Origin of the sequence: Pseudomonas paraglycinae (assembly GCF_021601625.1) — a bacterium.
In the GTDB taxonomy this organism is placed as follows: domain Bacteria; phylum Pseudomonadota; class Gammaproteobacteria; order Pseudomonadales; family Pseudomonadaceae; genus Aquipseudomonas; species Aquipseudomonas paraglycinae.
The window spans coordinates 246,291-263,425 of the sequence record NZ_BQHR01000008.1; the positions used below are offsets into that span (position 1 = coordinate 246,291).

The 17,135-nt window shown below is 59.8% G+C and carries 21 protein-coding genes; 1 reads left to right on the forward strand and 20 read right to left on the reverse strand.

The annotated features are described in order from the left end of the window. Nucleotides 1-81: 81 nt before the first annotated feature. From L6D82_RS14395 to L6D82_RS14475, 17 genes are all read right to left on the reverse strand, one after another. Nucleotides 82-642 carry a DUF1285 domain-containing protein gene (locus tag L6D82_RS14395; protein WP_085745054.1) on the reverse strand — a complete coding sequence of 187 codons (561 nt, stop codon included), beginning with the start codon at nt 640-642 and terminating at the stop codon, nt 82-84. A 14-nt stretch (nt 643-656) separates the two neighbouring features. Continuing rightward, nucleotides 657-1,262, reverse strand: a complete 606-nt coding sequence (locus tag L6D82_RS14400) for a DUF4823 domain-containing protein (protein ID WP_007950810.1) — start codon at nt 1,260-1,262, stop codon at nt 657-659. A gap of 122 nt (nt 1,263-1,384) precedes the next feature. Beyond that, nucleotides 1,385-2,353, reverse strand: a complete 969-nt coding sequence (locus tag L6D82_RS14405) for a GTP 3',8-cyclase MoaA (protein WP_102686506.1) — start codon at nt 2,351-2,353, stop codon at nt 1,385-1,387. A gap of 138 nt (nt 2,354-2,491) precedes the next feature. After that, complete coding sequence (locus L6D82_RS14410; RefSeq protein ID WP_236189787.1) at nt 2,492-3,130, reverse strand: TetR/AcrR family transcriptional regulator; 639 nt, start codon at nt 3,128-3,130, stop codon at nt 2,492-2,494. A 341-nt stretch (nt 3,131-3,471) separates the two neighbouring features. Then, nucleotides 3,472-4,257, reverse strand: a complete 786-nt coding sequence (locus L6D82_RS14415) for a TatD family hydrolase (RefSeq protein ID WP_085730469.1) — start codon at nt 4,255-4,257, stop codon at nt 3,472-3,474. A 15-nt stretch (nt 4,258-4,272) separates the two neighbouring features. After that, complete coding sequence (locus L6D82_RS14420) at nt 4,273-4,629, reverse strand: PilZ domain-containing protein (RefSeq protein WP_236189805.1); 357 nt, start codon at nt 4,627-4,629, stop codon at nt 4,273-4,275. A 42-nt stretch (nt 4,630-4,671) separates the two neighbouring features. Then, on the reverse strand, nt 4,672-5,655 hold the full coding sequence (locus L6D82_RS14425; RefSeq protein ID WP_085745056.1) for a DNA polymerase III subunit delta': 984 nt from the start codon (nt 5,653-5,655) through the stop codon (nt 4,672-4,674). Then, on the reverse strand, nt 5,648-6,280 hold the full coding sequence (gene tmk, locus L6D82_RS14430; RefSeq protein WP_236189807.1) for a dTMP kinase: 633 nt from the start codon (nt 6,278-6,280) through the stop codon (nt 5,648-5,650). Before tmk ends, L6D82_RS14425 begins: the two co-directional genes overlap by 8 nt. A gap of 19 nt (nt 6,281-6,299) precedes the next feature. After that, complete coding sequence (mltG, locus tag L6D82_RS14435) at nt 6,300-7,481, reverse strand: endolytic transglycosylase MltG (RefSeq protein ID WP_129973706.1); 1,182 nt, start codon at nt 7,479-7,481, stop codon at nt 6,300-6,302. A gap of 3 nt (nt 7,482-7,484) precedes the next feature. Continuing rightward, nucleotides 7,485-8,300 (reverse strand): aminodeoxychorismate lyase, encoded by an 816-nt coding sequence (pabC, locus tag L6D82_RS14440; protein WP_064383485.1) that lies wholly within the window; start codon nt 8,298-8,300, stop codon nt 7,485-7,487. Next, entirely contained in the window at nt 8,300-9,544 is a 1,245-nt protein-coding gene (fabF, locus tag L6D82_RS14445; RefSeq protein ID WP_007908259.1) for a beta-ketoacyl-ACP synthase II, read from the reverse strand. Before fabF ends, pabC begins: the two co-directional genes overlap by 1 nt. 108 nt (nt 9,545-9,652) lie before the next feature. Further along, on the reverse strand, nt 9,653-9,889 hold the full coding sequence (gene acpP / locus L6D82_RS14450; RefSeq protein ID WP_003175607.1) for an acyl carrier protein: 237 nt from the start codon (nt 9,887-9,889) through the stop codon (nt 9,653-9,655). Nucleotides 9,890-10,085: 196 nt separating this feature from the next. After that, nucleotides 10,086-10,829, reverse strand: coding sequence for a 3-oxoacyl-ACP reductase FabG (gene fabG, locus L6D82_RS14455; RefSeq protein WP_007950790.1), 744 nt, complete (start codon nt 10,827-10,829; stop codon nt 10,086-10,088). Between the two features lie 16 nt (nt 10,830-10,845). Further along, nucleotides 10,846-11,784, reverse strand: a complete 939-nt coding sequence (gene fabD, locus L6D82_RS14460) for an ACP S-malonyltransferase (RefSeq protein ID WP_007950787.1) — start codon at nt 11,782-11,784, stop codon at nt 10,846-10,848. A 125-nt stretch (nt 11,785-11,909) separates the two neighbouring features. After that, nucleotides 11,910-12,920 carry a phosphate acyltransferase PlsX gene (gene plsX / locus L6D82_RS14465; RefSeq protein WP_074688106.1) on the reverse strand — a complete coding sequence of 337 codons (1,011 nt, stop codon included), beginning with the start codon at nt 12,918-12,920 and terminating at the stop codon, nt 11,910-11,912. Between the two features lie 4 nt (nt 12,921-12,924). Continuing rightward, complete coding sequence (rpmF, locus tag L6D82_RS14470; RefSeq protein WP_003179396.1) at nt 12,925-13,107, reverse strand: 50S ribosomal protein L32; 183 nt, start codon at nt 13,105-13,107, stop codon at nt 12,925-12,927. A 13-nt stretch (nt 13,108-13,120) separates the two neighbouring features. Then, nucleotides 13,121-13,648 (reverse strand): YceD family protein, encoded by a 528-nt coding sequence (locus L6D82_RS14475; protein WP_003204262.1) that lies wholly within the window; start codon nt 13,646-13,648, stop codon nt 13,121-13,123. A gap of 106 nt (nt 13,649-13,754) precedes the next feature. On the opposite strand from L6D82_RS14475, the gene L6D82_RS14480 reads away from it, so the two are divergent. Continuing rightward, nucleotides 13,755-14,333: a Maf family protein gene (locus tag L6D82_RS14480; RefSeq protein ID WP_236189809.1), complete on the forward strand. Its 579-nt coding sequence runs from the start codon at nt 13,755-13,757 to the stop codon at nt 14,331-14,333. 46 nt (nt 14,334-14,379) lie between these two features. On the opposite strand, the gene sppA is transcribed toward L6D82_RS14480, so the two are convergent. The 3 genes from sppA to rluC are packed head-to-tail and all read right to left on the reverse strand — an operon-like array spanning nt 14,380 to nt 17,005. After that, complete coding sequence (gene sppA, locus L6D82_RS14485) at nt 14,380-15,369, reverse strand: signal peptide peptidase SppA (RefSeq protein WP_102686510.1); 990 nt, start codon at nt 15,367-15,369, stop codon at nt 14,380-14,382. Nucleotides 15,370-15,393: 24 nt separating this feature from the next. After that, nucleotides 15,394-16,056 carry an HAD-IA family hydrolase gene (locus L6D82_RS14490; protein ID WP_085607333.1) on the reverse strand — a complete coding sequence of 221 codons (663 nt, stop codon included), beginning with the start codon at nt 16,054-16,056 and terminating at the stop codon, nt 15,394-15,396. Beyond that, entirely contained in the window at nt 16,043-17,005 is a 963-nt protein-coding gene (gene rluC / locus L6D82_RS14495) for a 23S rRNA pseudouridine(955/2504/2580) synthase RluC (protein WP_007950779.1), read from the reverse strand. Before rluC ends, L6D82_RS14490 begins: the two co-directional genes overlap by 14 nt. Nucleotides 17,006-17,135: the final 130 nt, after the last annotated feature.

The window sequence follows — 17,135 nt, forward strand, 5'->3', positions numbered from 1 at the left end:
TTGCCACACTACAGCTATAGCAGCTGCCGGAAAGGATTCAAGCGGGCTCGATCTGCGCAGTGGCGCCAGGCGGACAACATCTCAAGGTTCAAGACCTATCGGGAAAAACTCACCGCCACTCCAAATACCCAACCATCGCTGATCGTCGATCTCACGGCTGACAGCCAGCTCCACTAACTGATAGAACACGTTGCGGTGGATCAGCGCTTCGAGGTTGGTGCGCACATGCACGTAAGGGGCAGGTTCTTGCGTCGTCGGATCGATTTCGACCCGGATCGGATGTTCGGGACCGGCCTCGGTGGTTTCATCGACGTTGGTGGTAAAGCGCAGCAGTTGCGCCTCCCCCTCGCCTTCCACCTCGACGGCAATCGCCACGAATGGCGCGTCGTCGACCTTGATTCCGACTTTCTCCACTGGAGTAATCAGAAAGTAATCATCGCCGTCGCGGCGGATGATGGTGGAGAACAGCTTGACCATCGGCTTGCGCCCGATCGGCGTGCCCAGGTAATACCAGGTGCCGTCACGGGCGATGCGCATGTCGATGTCGCCGCAGAAATCCGGATTCCACAAGTGCACCGGCGGCAAGCCTTTGGTTTTGGGGATTTGCCCCAGCAGATCATTGGCTTTTTGCGGGCCACTCATGGCGTACTCCTTGATTACTGGTCCCCGACGCCAAGCAGACTGCGCGCGTACTGCGCAAGCGGTGGGCCGATCAGGTCTTCGGGCTTGTTGTCGTGGAACGTCAGTAAACCGCCACGACTCTTGATCCGTGCAGTATCAATCAAATACTGGGTGCTGGTCTCGATCAACATGATCTGAATCACGCCGCCGTCGATACCGAGGCGATCCACGGCTTCCTGATCGAGCCACTCATCGGAGTTGCCGATGCGGTCGTCGGCCTTGGCGAAACGGGTGTACAGCAGGTAGTGGGCACCGGCGTCGCGGGCTTCGCCCATCGCCTGATCGAGGCCTTCCGGCGCACGGGCGCGGCGGACCATCGGGAAGTACTCGACGAAGCCTTTGAAGGCCTCTTCAGCCACTACGTTGGGCCGCGGGTAAGAACCACCCGGCGGCGCGAACGAGCCTTGCGCAATGTAGATGAACGAATCCGGCTGAATGCGGAAGTTGTTTACGCGACGGCTGTCGCTGTGGTCCAGCAGCCCCGCGTCGCTCATCTGGTAGCGAGTTCCTTCGGCCATATCACTGACAGTCATACAGCCGCCCAGCGCCAAAACGGCCAGCAGCAAAACCAGGCTACGCATCCTAATCCTCCAGAAGCCGGTGACGGAAAACCGGCGAATGGCCGTAGGATGCAGCTTTTGCGCCAGTCCTTGGAAATGTGCAGGTGTCCGCTTTGAAATAAGACTTCGCGGCTAAACCGGGTTCAGCCGCCGATGATCTTCATGACGGTGGCGCCCCCGGAGAACGCGACTTCCTGCTTGTCGCCCAACGCCTTGACCAGCAGTCGCTGCAACGCCGGCAGCGCCTCGTGACGTGGTTTGTCGAGCAGGTCACCGACGTAGTGGCGGTTGCTCGACGACAGGCAGCCATGCAGCCATCCGGTGGACGACAGACGCAGGCGCGAGCAGGTTCGGCAGAACGGCACACTTTCGTTGGCGATAACGCCGAAGTTGCCCCTACCGGGAATCGCATAGCGAACCGCCGTGGCGTCCACCGGCGCGTCGGTTTGCGCGTACTCGTAATGTTCGCCGATCAGGCTAAGCAGCTGTTGCAGGCTGACGAACTGTTGCAGGAAGGCGTTGGAATCAGTGGCCAGGTGGCCCATGCGCATCAGCTCGATGAAACGCAGCTCGAAGCCGCGCTCGAGGCAGTAATCGAGCAGCGGCATCACCTGGTCGAGGTTTTGCCCGCGCAACGGCACCATGTTGACCTTGATCTTCATCCCCGCCGCGGCCGCCTGATCCATGCCATCCAGCACGGTGGCCAGATCGCCGCCACGGGCAATGCTGCGGAACGCGCCGGCGTCCAGGGTATCGAGGGAAACGTTGAGGCGTCGCAGGCCGGCATCGACCAGCAGCGGGAGCTTTTTCGCAAGGAGCTGACCGTTGGTGGTCAGGCTGATGTCTTCCAGACCCATCTTGCCGACGGCGCTCATGAAAGATTCGAGTTTGGGGCTGACCAGCGGCTCGCCGCCGGTAATGCGCAGGCGCTCGATGCCGGCGGCTTCGATCAGATAAGCCACGCCACGTGCCATGGCCTCGGCCGACAGTTCATCCTGCGCAGCCACCAGCCGCTTGCCGTTGGGCACGCAGTAGGTACAGGCGTAATTGCAGGCTGAAGTCAGACTGATCCGCAAATTGCGAAAACGCCTGCCTTGACGGTCAACGATCATGAAGCACTCCGGCGATGGAAAATCGAGCGGCTAAAACTTGACTCACAATTCAAGTTTTAGCAAGCCCTATGCCTGAGTATATTCCTGCGGTACTGCGCCATGTAGCGAAAAACACGGCGCATAAGGCAACTGAATGATTCAGCTGCTTGGCGTTTCAGGGTCGCGCTTGCGCTTGTTGCCCATGCGCACACCGATGTCCATCAGGAACTGGAAGAAACCTTCCTGATCTTCCAGCACATTGCTCCAGAACGGCGAGTGATACAGCGCCACCGCGCCGTGCACCAGCGCCCAGGATGCGCAGTAGTGGAAGTACGGCGGGACGTCTTCGAGCTTGCCTTCGCTGATGCGGCCCTTGATGAGCAGCGTCAGGCGTTCGAAGTTCGAGGCACGGATCTTGTGCAGCTCCTCGACCATCTCGGGCACCTGATTGCCCTTGACCACCTTCTCTTCCAGGCGATCGAACAGGCGATAGCGCTGCGGGTCGCGCATGCGGAATTCAAAGTAGGCACGGGACAGCGCTTCCTTGTCCTTGTCGACATCGGCCGAGTGCAACAGCTCGTTCAAGTCGCGCTCGTAACCGAGCATCAGGCGCAGATAGATTTCGGCCTTGGACTTGAAGTGCTTGTAGATCGTGCCTTTGCCGATACCCACGGCATCAGCAATCATCTCGACGGTGACACTGTCTTCACCTTGTTCGAGGAACAGCTTGAGCGCGGTATCGAGAATTTCTTGCTCGCGGCGACGAAACTCACGGACCTTACGAGGTTCTTTGTGCATAAGAAAAGGTCTGTAGGGGTCAAAATTCGAAGCCGCGTATTATGCCTAACTTGCGCAAAAATGCACGGATCATCCGACCATATCTGTGTTTCTTGTTCATTTCACGAACGTTTCGGGGGGAATGAGAACATAACCGAAGCGAACGTATTCCAAATTTGTTTAAAAACCCCGGCCGGCCAACTGGACTCGGCGCCAGACTGATCAATACTTGAACTGTCGGGCGACATCTCCCCCAAGTGTCGCGCCGGTAAAGGTACCAAGGGACCGCGTGCCTTTGTTTTACTCCTAATGGTCTTAACCCGGATTCACCCCCCAGAACCCGGGTTTTTTTTGCCTGCGATTCAGGCTTTTACATGCGCCAGCGGAAACAGTCGCTTGAAGTTCTCGGTGGTCTGCTCGGCAAAGCGCTCGTAGTTCTCGCCGCGCAGCATCGCCAGAAACTCTGCCACTTCCCGCACGTATTGCGGCAGGTTCGGTTTGCCGCGATACGGGATCGGCGCCAGATACGGCGAATCGGTTTCCACCAGCAGGCGATCGGCCGGAACCTTGCTCGCCACATCGCGCAGCGCATCGGCATTGCGGAAGGTGACGATGCCCGACAGGGAAATGTAATAACCCATGTCCAGCGCCGCCTTGGCCATGTCCCAGTCTTCGGTGAAGCAATGCAACACACCGGCCTGGGGCAGCGCGGCTTCGCGCAGCAGCTCGAGCGTATCGGCACGGGCGCCACGGGTGTGGATGATCACCGGTTTGCCAGTCTGCTGTGCTGCTTGCAGGTGCAGTCGGAACGACTCCTGCTGCAGTTCCGCCGCTTCCGGCTCGTAGTGATAGTCCAGACCGGTTTCGCCGATCGCCACCACTTTCGGGTGATTGAGCTCGTGCAGCAGCCAGTCCAGCGCCGGCGCCGCGCCCGGCTGCACATCCAGCGGATGTACGCCGACTGAGCAATCGACATCATCGTAGCGCTCGGCGAGGGCTTTGACGTCGGCCGCGTTGTCGGCGCTGACGCCGATGCACAGGAAGTGTCCGACCCCGCGCTGACGGGCCGCGTCCAGCGCGGCATCCAGGGAACCGTCGTGAACGGCGAGGTCGAGGCGATCAAGGTGACAATGGGAATCTACGAGCATAAAAAGGACTGCAACTTACATCGTATGAGTGGGACGGTCGGACTTCAGGGCTCCGGCCAGATGAGTTTCGATGCGACTGCGCGCGGTGTTGTCGCCATCGTTGAATTGCACGCCGACGCCCGCTGCGCGGTTGCCTTGGGCGCCTTTGGGGGTGATCCAGGCCACTTTGCCGGCCACGGGAATCTTCTCCGCCTCGTCCATCAGGTTCAGCAGCATGAACACCTCGTCGCCCAACTTGTAGCTCTTGTTGGTCGGGATGAACAGGCCACCGTTCTTGATGAACGGCATGTAGGCGGCGTAAAGGACCGACTTGTCCTTGATGGTCAGGGACAAGATGCCGTTGCGCGGCCCCGGGCTGATAGGTTCATTCATGTTGACCTCCACTGCTGATGTTCAGAGTCTAGGTACACATTCTTATCTTTGGCCAGGCAAGCTCGCCCATTGCACCAGCAACGCTTCCAGCAGCAACGCCGCATTGAGGTTGGCCTTGCTCAGGACTTTCTGACGCTGGGCGAGGATCCAGTCCTGAATATCCAGCACTTTAGGCTGAGCACTTTTCTGCGCCAGGTACTGCACGACCTTGCGCATGTCGGTCAGGCCGAGGCCTGCTTCATCCTGGGTCAATTGATAGCGCAGGATCAGGCTCGACCAGTCGCAGAACCAGTCGAACAGCCGCAGCATCGGAATGTTTTTCCACTCCTCGGCCAGTTGCGTCGGCGATTGCTGCTGCTTGAGCAGCTTCTTCACGCCTTCGACAACCTGCGAACGCTGTTCACGCACGCCCTGCCCCTGCAACGTGACGGCGGCCAACGGCGAGCCGGCGGCCAGGGTCAACAGTTCGACCCGTTCGTCTTCGGAACATTCCGGCAATGCCTGAGCCAGCCATTGCAGGCTCATGGATTCGCTTGGCAGCGGACAGGCCTGCTGCACGCAGCGGCTCTTGATGGTCGGCAACAGACGGCTCGGCTGGTGACTGACCAGCAACAGCACGGTATCGCCGGACGGCTCTTCAAGGCTCTTGAGCAAAGCGTTGGCAGCGTTGATGTTCATCGACTCCACCGGTTCGATCAGCACCACCTTGCGTCCGCCCAGTTGCGCGGTCTGCACCACGAAACTGACCAGATCGCGTACCTGGTCGACCTTGATCGCCTTGTCCGCTTCTTCCGGTTCGAGGATGTAATTGTCCGGGTGGCTGCCGGCCTTGAGCAGCAGACAGGATTTGCACTCGCCGCAGGCTTCAGGCGTCGGACGCTGGCACAGCAGGCTGGCCATCAGTCGCTCGGCCAGCGCGCGCTTGCCGATCCCGGCCGGCCCGTGCAGCAGATACGCGTGGGCATGCTGAGTGCGACCGGCCAGTTGCTGCCAGAGGCTGTCCTGCCACGGATAGGCCTCAGCCACGGCTCAGCTCCAGCAAATTCGGAATCAGGGTATCCAGCGATTGTTGAACCTTGGCCAACGGCTGACCGGCGTCGATCCGCACGTAACGCGCCGGATCGGCTTCCGCGCGCTTGAGGAAAGCACTGCGTACGGCCTCGAAAAACTCACGGCCTTCCAGCTCGAAACGATCCAGACGTCCACGAGCACTGGCGCGGGCCAAACCGACTTCCACCGGCAGATCGAAAATCAGCGTCAGGTCGGGACGCAGATCGCCCTGCACGAAAGTCTCCAGCGCCGCGATGCGCTCCAGCGACAAGCCGCGACCGCCACCCTGGTAGGCGTAAGTCGAATCGGTGAAACGGTCACAGAGCACCACCGCACCACGGGCCAGTGCCGGTCGAATGACTTCAGCCAGATGCTGGGCACGGGCGGCGAACACCAGCAACAGCTCGGTGTCCGGGTTCATCACTTCGTCGACCGGGGCCAGCAACACCTCACGAATGCGCTCGGCCAGCGGCGTACCGCCGGGCTCGCGGGTCAGCACCACTTCGATACCGGCGGCGCGCAGGCGCTCGGCGAGGTATTCGCGGTTGGTGCTTTTGCCGGCGCCTTCCGGGCCTTCCAGGGTAATAAACAAGCCAGTCACAGGCAGTCCTTAATCAAAGTCATTGCGTGTTTTGGGGAGCGGAGGCTTCCGGTTCCGGCGTCGGTGCAGGCGCTTGAGCGGGCGGCTGCGGCAACGATTCCGGTGCAGTATCGGGTGAGGCGGCAGGTATCGCCTCCTCGGCTGCCGGCGCGGCCTCGGGCGCTGTTGCAGGCGCCGGGCTCGAGCGGTAATCCGCGCGCCGCTTGAGCTGGTATTCGCGCACCGCGTTGTTATGCGCGTCCAGATCATCGGAGAACACGTGGCTGCCATCGCCACGGGCAACAAAGTAGAGGCTGGTGCCATCCACCGGGTTGAGTGCGGCGTGAATGGCTTCACGTCCGACCATGGCGATCGGCGTCGGCGGCAGGCCGGGAATCATGTACGTGTTGTACGGCGTGGCTTCCTTGAGATGCGCACGAGTCAGCTTGCCGTTGTAGCGGTCACCCAGGCCGTAGATCACCGTCGGATCGGTCTGCAGCTGCATGCCCAGCGCCATGCGACGTACAAAGACGCCGGCAATCTGGCCACGTTCCTGAGGCACGCCGGTTTCCTTCTCCACCAGCGACGCCATGATCAGCGCCTGATAGGGCTCGGTGTAAGGCACGTCGGCGGAGCGTTTTTCCCACTCCTTGGCCAGCACTTCGTCGAGGCGGTCGAAGGCCTTTTTCAACAGTTCGGTATCGGTCACACCGCGCACGAAGCGGTAGGTGTCGGGGAAGAAGCGGCCTTCAGGGAACAGGCCCTTGTGACCGATTTTGGCCATCACATCACTGTCGCTCAGACCGTTGAGGGTCTGCTCGATCTTTTCATCTTTGGCCAGCGCGGCGCGCACTTGATGGAAATTCCAGCCTTCGACCAGGGTCAGGCTGTACTGAACCACATCGCCGCGCTTCCACAGGTCGATCAGGCCGTTGACGGTCATGCCCGGCTGCATGCGGTATTCACCGCTGTGAATCGGCGTGCCGGCAAGGTTGAAACGCCAATAGACCCGCAGCCAGAACGCGTCCTTGATGACGCCATCGGCTTCGAGTCCAAGAAAAGTACGGGTCGGGGTGGATCCCTTTGGCACATCCAGCAGTTCTTCCTGCGTGATGTTCAGGGGCTGTTCCAGTGCCGAATGAATCTTCCAGGCGCTGGCGCCCAACAGCAGCCCTGCCAGAACCAGTCCGGTTTCCAGCAGCAGCAAAAGTTTACGTCTCACGAATCAGGCATCCAGTAGCGCGCGGGCAATGGTTTGCAGTTTACGGGTGAGCGGGCCAACCGGCCAGCTCAGAGCAGCACAGGCGCGTACCGGCCAGACGCCATACACGCTGTTGCAGACAAAGACTTCATCGGCCCATTGCAGCTGTTCGAGGGGGATGTCGGTGATTTGCACGGGGATGCCCAGGGACTCTGCCTGAAACAATATTTCTGCGCGCATCACCCCGGCCACGCCGCAGCGTTTCAGGTCCGCCGTGATCAGCACACCGTCACGCACCAGGAACAGATTGCTGAACACGCCTTCGATCACCCGACCGGCCTGATCGAGCATCAAACCTTCGGCGTGTTCACTGTCCTGCCATTCGGCACGGGCAATAACCTGTTCCAGTCGATTGAGGTGTTTGAGCCCGGCAAGCAACGGCTGTCTGGACAAACGCGTGCTACACGGAAAAAGGCGAACGCCCTGCTCGGCGTGGGCCGCTGGATAAGCGGCGGGAGGATTGCCTTGCAGAATGCGTCGGCCCTGCGCCGAAGGATCCGGCGCATAACCGCGCAATCCGTCGCCTCGGGTGAGGATGAGTTTGAGCACGCCCTCGCCCATCGCGGCGGCATAGGATTGCAGCTCATGGCGAACCCGCTCGATGTCGGCTGCGATGGCCAGACGCGCACAGCCGTCGGCCAGACGCGTCAGATGCCGATCCAGCAGCAACGGCTGCCCGCCTCGCACGGCGATGGTCTCGAACAGACCGTCGCCGTAAGCCAGGCCTCGATCTTTCAGCGACAGAGCGTCAGCCGGCAGACCGTCGACCCAGCAGTCCATCAGCCGGCGAACCGACGGAACGCCAACGTGCCGTTGGTGCCGCCAAACCCGAACGAGTTGGACAGTACGACATCGATATCCATGTTGCGCGCGGTGTGCGGCACGAAATCGAGGTCGCAGCCTTCGTCCGGCTCATCGAGGTTGATGGTTGGTGGCGCCACCTGGCTGTTGATCGCCAGCACGCTGAAGATCGCCTCGACCGCGCCCGCCGCACCCAGCAGGTGACCGGTCATGGACTTGGTGGAGCTGACTGCCAGCTTGTAGGCGTGATCACCGAACACCGACTTGATCGCGTTGGCTTCAGCGAGGTCACCGGCCGGGGTCGAAGTGCCGTGGGCGTTGATGTATTGCACTTGATCGACGTTGATCTTCGCATCGCGAAGCGCGTTGGTGATGCAGCGCGCGGCACCAGCGCCGTCGGCGGGTGGCGAAGTCATGTGGAAGGCGTCGCCACTGGTGCCGAAACCGATCAGCTCGGCGTAGATGGTCGCGCCACGGGCCTTGGCGTGCTCGAGCTCTTCGAGCACCAGGGCACCGGCGCCGTCGGACAGTACGAAGCCGTCACGGCCCTTGTCCCACGGACGGCTGGCGCGGGTCGGCTCGTCGTTGCGGGTCGACAGCGCACGGGAAGCACCAAAGCCGCCCATGCCCAGACCGCACGCGGCCATTTCGGCACCGCCGGCAATCATCACGTCGGCTTCGTCGTACATGATGTTGCGCGCCGCCATGCCGATGCAGTGCGTACCGGTGGTACACGCTGTGGCGATGGCGTAGTTAGGCCCCTGTGCACCCAGGTGGATGGACAGGAAACCGGAAATCATATTGATGATCGAGCCAGGCACAAAGAACGGAGAAATCCGGCGCGGGCCAGTCTCGTGCAGCGTGCGGCTGGTTTCTTCGATGTTGGTCAGACCGCCGATACCCGAACCCATGGCCACGCCAATGCGTTCACGGTTGGCATCGGTGACTTCCAGACCGGCATTGCGTACGGCTTGAAAGCCGGCCGCCAGACCGTACTGAATGAACAGGTCGAGCTTGCGCGCTTCCTTGACCGACAGGTATTCCTCGACATTGAAGCCCTTTACCGAGCCGCCAAAGCGGGTGGAATAGGCAGAAAGGTCGGTGTGTTCGATCAGACCAATGCCACTGCGGCCAGCCAGAATGCCCTGCCAACTGCTCGGCACATCCGTGCCCAGTGGCGACAACATACCCATACCGGTGACTACGACGCGTCTACGCGACACAGCACTCTCCTTTTTCAAATGACGACTTTGCATCAGGCCTAAAGAAAAAACCGCACGCCATGATGGCAGTGCGGTTTTTCCATGACAGCAAGCAACGATTACAAACTATTACGCCTGGTGGCTAGTAACGTAGTCGATTGCAGCTTGTACAGTAGTGATCTTCTCAGCTTCTTCGTCAGGGATTTCGGTCTCGAATTCCTCTTCCAGAGCCATCACCAGCTCAACGGTGTCAAGGGAGTCGGCACCCAGGTCTTCTACGAAGGAAGCGGTGTTGACCACTTCTTCTTCTTTAACACCCAGTTGCTCGGCAACGATTTTCTTGACGCGCTCTTCGATGGTGCTCATACCTTGTTTTCACTCCTAATGGACAAATTCAGGCAGCTGGCCAGTGGGTAAGTGTATAGAAAGACTTTTCAGCTTTTCAACTGAAAGCTTCACTCCTCAAACCCTGCGGCCCTCTGCCTATAAATAGATTGCAGCTTTATAACGGATTTTAGACAGCTCGTATGACATTTTTTTGAAGCAATCCGTCACATTTGAATTACATGTACATCCCGCCGTTAACCGGGATTGTAGCCCCGGTCACGTATGCCGCACCGTCGGATGCAAGAAAAGCGACCACGGACGCGATCTCTTGAGCTTGTCCCAGACGGCCCAGCGGAATCTGCGTCTGCAAGGCTTCACGCTGTGCTTCAGGCAGCTCGCGAGTCATATCGGTGTCGATGAACCCTGGGGTTACCGAGTTGACCGTAATCGAACGCGAACCGACTTCACGCGCCATGGCACGGCTGAAACCTTCCAGACCGGCCTTGGCGGCTGCATAGTTTACTTGGCCAGCGTTGCCCATGGCACCCACCACCGAGCCAATACTGATAATTCGGCCCCAACGCGCCTTGGTCATGCCGCGCAGAACGCCCTTGGACAGGCGATACAGACTGTTCAGGTTGGTATCGATCACGTCGTACCACTCGTCGTCTTTCATGCGCATCATCAGGTTATCGCGGGTGATGCCGGCATTGTTGACCAGAATCGCTACCGGAGCACCGAACTGCTCCTGGATGCTCGCCAGCACCTTGGTGACCGATTCGTCGCTGGTGACGTTCAGTTCGAAACCTGCGCCCTGGATGCCGTTTTCCTTCAGGGTCGCAGCAATACGCTCGGCGCCCGAAGCGGAAGTCGCGGTGCCAACAACGATGGCGCCCTGACGACCCAGTTCCAGTGCGATAGCCTGGCCGATGCCACGGCTTGCGCCGGTGACCAGTGCAACTTTACCTTGCAGACTCATGCAAGCTTCTCCTGATTCAGACAGCCGCTGCGCGAGCAGCAGCAAAAGCGTCTGGGGTATTGAGGTTGGAAGTCGAAACGCCTTCGGCGCAACGTTTGTTCAGACCGGCCAGCACCTTGCCAGGGCCGCACTCGACCAGATTGGTCGCACCTTTGGCGGCCAGGGTTTGTACGGACTCGACCCAGCGGACCGGCTTGTAGAGTTGCTCCAGCAGATCACGCTTGAGGGTTTCCAGATCCGCCGGCACCTGAGCGCTGACGTTCTGTACCACAGGGATCTGCGGTGCCTGCCAGTCGATGGCAGCGATGGACTCGGCGAAGCGCTCGGCAGCCGGACGCATCAGCTCGCAGTGCGAAGGCACGCTGACCGGCAGCGGCATGGCGCGCTTGGCACCACGGGCCTTGCAGCCTTCAATGGCGCGCTCAACGGCCGCCTTGGCACCGGCGATCACTACCTGACCCGGGGAGTTGAAGTTCACCGCGCTGACCACTTCGCCTTGCGCCGCTTCGGCACAGGCAGCGAGAACGTCGGCATCTTCCAGGCCTAGGATGGCAGCCATGCCGCCCTGCCCGGCCGGAACAGCTTCCTGCATCAGCTGGCCACGGCGCTCAACGAGTTTTACCGCATCGGCAAGGCTCAGGCTGCCGGCAGCGACCAGCGCGCTGTATTCACCCAGGCTGTGACCGGCAACGAAGGCCGGACGCGCACCACCTTCCGCCAGCCACAGACGCCACAGGGCGATCGAAGCGGTCAGAATGGCCGGTTGGGTTTTATCGGTTTGATTGAGCAGCTCTTCCGGGCCCTGCTGGGTCAGCGCCCACAGGTCGTAGCCCAGAGCATCGGATGCTTCTTTGAAAGTTTCGAGGATCAACGGATGTTGCGCGCCCAGCTCGGCCAGCATGCCGAGGGACTGCGAACCCTGTCCTGGAAAGACGAATGCGAGGGAAGCAGACATGTAACAAGCCCCTAATGATCTTGTCGTCGGAAAAATGGCATCCCGCTAGAGGGACGCAAGAAACTGACAGTTGGATGGCCCTTTGAACCGGGCGGTCACATTTAAGCATTGTCCGACGAAAACGCCTAAGACAACAAATCCTCCAGACGGCCGTGCAGGCGTTCGGGAAGATTCTCCTGAATCTCGATCAGCGCTCGCTGAATGGCACTCTGAAATCCCTGAACCCCGGCCGAACCGTGACTTTTCACGACAATGCCCTGCAAACCGAGGAAGCTTGCGCCGTTATGTCGCGCCGGTGCCAGATCAGCCTGCAGACGCTTCATCAATGGCAACGCCAGAGCGCCGACAGCGCGGGAGGCGAGGTTTTTCTTGAACAAAGCCTCGATGCGCGCAGCGATCATGGTCGCCAGGCCTTCGCTGGACTTGAGCAGAATATTGCCGACAAAACCATCGCAAACCACCACGTCCGCCTCGCCGCGATACAAACCGTCACCTTCGATGAAGCCGATGTAATTGATGCCCCGGGCAGCCTGCAGCAACGTCGCAGCAAGCTTGACCTGCTGATTGCCCTTGATGTCTTCGGTGCCGATATTCAGCAGCGCGACACGCGGGCGAGCGATACCCAGCGTTTGCGCCGCCACGGAACCCATCACGGCGAACTGCAACAGATGCTCGGCACTGCAATCGACGTTGGCGCCCAGATCAAGCAACTGGCAATAGCCCTTCTGAGTAGGGATCGCGGCGACCATGGCCGGACGATCAATCCCCGGCAGGGTCTTGAGCACAAATCGCGACAGCGCCATCAAGGCACCGGTATTGCCGGCACTGACACAGGCCTGAACCTTGCCGTCACGCAGCAATTCGAGAGCGACACGCATCGACGAATCCGGCTTGCCACGCAGGGCCTGAGCAGGTTTTTCGTCCATGGTGATGACTTCGGACGCCGGAACAATCGTCAGGCGCGCGCGATCGGCAGCCGATTGGCCGGTGATCAGTTCTTCAAGAAGGGAGGGTTGACCGACGAGGGTCAGGTGCAGCGAGGGCGTAGCAGAAAGGCAAGCAAGGCTGGCCTGAACAATGCTGCGGGGACCGAAGTCCCCGCCCATTGCGTCAATCGCGATGACTTGAGCGGACAAGTGATTACTCGTCAGCGCCCTTGTCGATCACTTTACGGCCACGGTATACGCCTTCTGGCGATACGTGGTGACGCAGGTGAACTTCACCAGTGGTTTTTTCTACAGACAGGGTGCTAGCCTCGAGAGCGTCGTGCGAACGGCGCATGTCACGGGCAGAGCGGGATTTTTTGTTCTGCTGAACAGCCATAATTGATTAACTCCTAAACGTTTGGGTCACGCTTTAACTGCGCCAATACACTGAACGGGTTGGACCGCGTTACCTCGTCCTCGCTCGGTTCGGGCTCATCTGCTCCCGCCGGCTGCTGGCATTCTTCCGGATGATGAGCAGGCACAATGGGCAAGGCGAGCAGAAGCTCCTCCTCGATCAGTGACTGCAGATCCAATGGATCTTCGCCCAGTTCCAGCACGTCATAACCTTTCGGTAACGACTGGGTATTCGCACCCTCCTTCACAACAGCGTAACTGCATTCGCTGTGGATCGGCAGGGTGACCAGCTCAAGACAACGCTGGCAAACCATTTTGACTTCGGTGTCGATAAAGCTGTGGATTACCACAGATTTACGTTCATCTCGTTCAAAAACGAATTTTGCCTGCACCGTACCGACATCGTCGGAAAGCGGGTCGCAGAGTCTCTTCAAATCGGCCAGCAGCAGTTCACCTTGAAGGGTGGTGCCACGGTCAGCCAATTTGCGCGGGTCAACGTGAGGTGGAATCGGGTCATTCAACATAGGCGCAGCATTATAGGGATGCACCCACCCATGTCAAAGGAAATTGTGCCCTGTCCGTCACTTGCGCGCCTCCGCTAGAATCTGTCGCCTGCCTCTGGAGATGCGAATGCTGCCTTTATTACTCGCTTCAAGCTCGACCTATCGTCGGGAATTGCTCAGCCGTCTGCGCCTGCCGTTCGTCTGCAGCTCGCCGGATATCGATGAAAGCCATCGCCCGGACGAGTCGGCAATCGAGCTGGTCAAGCGCCTCGCCGAACAGAAAGCCCGAGCCTTGGCCGACAGCCACCCTGCTCACCTGATCATCGGCTCCGACCAGGTTGCGGTACTCGGCGAGCGCATCATCGGCAAGCCGCACACCTTCGAAAATGCCCGCGAACAACTGATGGCCGCCAGCGGCGCCAGCGTGACCTTCCTCACCGGCCTGGCCCTGCTCAACAGCCAGACCGGCCACTGCCAGGTCGACTGCGTGCCCTTCACCGTAAACATGCGCGTACTGGACCAGGCCCGCGTCGAGCGCTATCTGCACGCCGAGCAACCCTACGACTGCGCCGGCAGCTTCAAGGCCGAAGGATTGGGCGTGAGCCTGTTCCAATCCACCGAAGGCCCGGACGCTACCAGCCTGATCGGCCTGCCGCTGATTCGCCTGATCGATATGCTGCTGGCCGAAGGCGTACAGATTCCCTGACCCACAAAAAACCGGCCCTCAGGCCGGTTTTTCTTGCAGCATTCGATCAGCGCAACGACGGGCCGTTGAAACCCATCCACATTGCCAGTTTCTCGGCAACGCTGGCGCCGAGCTTCTTCGAGAAGCGATCGAACGGCGATTCCTGAACGGTGAAGTCCACCAGTTCTTTTTCGCCAATCACGTCACGCGCCACCGAGCTGGCATTGCCCAGACCATCGATCAACCCCAGCGGCAGGGCCTGCTCGCCAGACCAGACCAGCCCGGAGAACAGCTCCGGATGCTCCTTGTCCTTCAGGCGATCACCACGCCCCTGCTTGACGCTGTTGATGAACTGCTTGTGCGTGGTATCCAGCACACTTTGCCAAAACGCGGTCTCTTCCGGCTTTTGCGGCTGGAACGGATCGAGGAACGCCTTGTGCTCGCCAGAAGTGTAAGTGCGACGCTCGACGCCAAGTTTCTCCATGGTGCCGACAAACCCGTAACCGGCCGCCGTCACACCAATGGAACCCACCAGACTGGCCTTGTCGGCGTAGATCTGATCCGCCGCACTGGCGATGTAATAGGCACCGGAAGCGCCCAGGTCCGAAATCACCGCGTACAGCTTGGTGTCGGGGTGCAGGCCACGCAGGCGCTTGATTTCGTCATACACATAACCCGACTGCACCGGACTGCCGCCCGGGCTGTTGATGCGCAGGATTACGCCTTTGACCTTCTTATCTTCGAACGCTGCACGCAGGCTGCCGACGATGTTGTCGGCGCTGGCAGGCTCTTTGTCGGCGATCATGCCGGTGACGTCGATCAACGCGGTGTAGTTGGAGCTGCGCGTAGCGCTTTTCTCCATATCCATCAACGGCGTGAACAGAATCAGCGCAACAAACAGATAAACAAAGGTCAGCAACTTGAAGAAGATGCCCCAGCGCCGCGAACGACGCTGCTCCTGCACGCCGGCCAGCAGAGTCTTTTCCAGCAGCTTCCAGCTTTTCGCATCACCGTCGTCGGCAGTTGCCTTGGCCGGTGCTTTCCATTCGTCGGTCATGCCATCCACCCCAGCAAAAACGTATTAAGCCTGCTGCCCCAGCCAGGCGTGCAATTCGGAAAAATGGTCGATCGACAGTCGCGGCTCGAACTGCTGCAGTGATTCGATCGATTGCGCGCCATAACTGACCGCCACCGAATCCATCCCCGCATTGCGCGCCATCAGCAGGTCGAAGGACGAATCGCCGACCATCAACGCCTGTTCGGCACGCACACCGCAGTGAGCGAGTATCTGCTCCAGCATCAGAGGGTGCGGCTTGCTCGCAGTTTCATCGGCAGCGCGGGTGATATCGAAATAATCTTCCCAGCCATTGGCCTTGAGCACCCGATCCAGACCGCGACGATTCTTGCCGGTCGCGACAGCCAGGTGATAGCCCTGCTCGCGAAAGGACGCCATCGACTCGACTACGCCTTCGAACAACGGCGAAGGCACGGCTTCTGCAGCGATGTAGTGATCGGCGTAATACTCGCGAAACAAGGTCATTTCGGCATCGCTGATTTCGGGATACAGCGTACGGATCGCCTCGGGCAAGCCCAGACCGATAATGCCTTTGACGGCAAAGTCATCACGCAGCTCGAAACCGGAGCGCCCGGACGCCGAGTGCATCGCCTCGACAATCCGATGTATGGAGTCGGCCAGCGTGCCGTCCCAATCGAAAATCAGCAGCTTGTAATCAGATGGGCGCACTCAATCGCTCCACAGTCTTGGCCCACATTTCATCGACCGGTGCCTGCAACTTGAGCTCACCGCCATCGGGCAGCGGCACGGTCAGCATGTACGCGTGCAGGAACAGGCGCTTGCCGCCCAGATCACGGATTTCCTTACTGAAACCATCATCGCCGTACTTGGTGTCACCGGCAATGCAGTGCCCTGCGTGCAACGTATGGACGCGGATCTGGTGCGTGCGACCGGTGATCGGCTTGGCTTCGATCAAAGTGGCAAAATCGCCAAAGCGACGCAGGACCTTGAACACGGTCACAGACTCCTTGCCCTCCTCCTCGTCGACCTCGACCATGCGCTCCCCGGAGCGCAGATTGCTCTTGCCGAGCGCCGCACGGACTTGCTTGATCGAGGTCGCCCAATTGCCGCGAACCAGTGCCATGTAACGCTTGTCGACACCGTCACCGCGCAACGCGGCATGCAAGTGGCGCAACATGCTGCGCTTCTTGGCGATCATCAGCAGGCCGGAGGTGTCGCGATCGAGACGGTGAACCAGTTCCAGCTCCTTGGCATCGGGGCGCAACTGACGAAAGGCTTCGATAACGCCGTAATTCAGGCCGCTGCCACCGTGAACCGCAATGCCGGCGGGCTTGTTGATCACGATCAGGGCCTTGTCTTCGTAGACAATCGAGGCTTCCAGGCGCTGCAACAGGCCTTGGGCCAAAGGCACCGGCTCGTCACGCTCAGGCACACGAACAGGCGGCACGCGCACGATGTCGCCGGCCTGCAGCTTGTATTCGGGCTTGATCCGACCTTTGTTCACACGCACTTCGCCTTTGCGCAAAATGCGGTAAATCAAGGTCTTGGGCACGCCTTTGAGCCGGGCGAGGAGGAAATTGTCGATTCGTTGGCCGGCATATTCCGGCGAGACCTCAAGCAATTGAACGCCTGGAGTCGAAGGGGCAGTAGTCGTCATGGCGCCGATGATAACAATTTTTATGGAATTGAAGCACTTAATCATTGCTGCTATAGTCGCGAACGCCGCCAAAAGCGGCCTGGACAGCGGAACCACGGTCAAAAACCGGCCCTGACCAACGCAATTCACC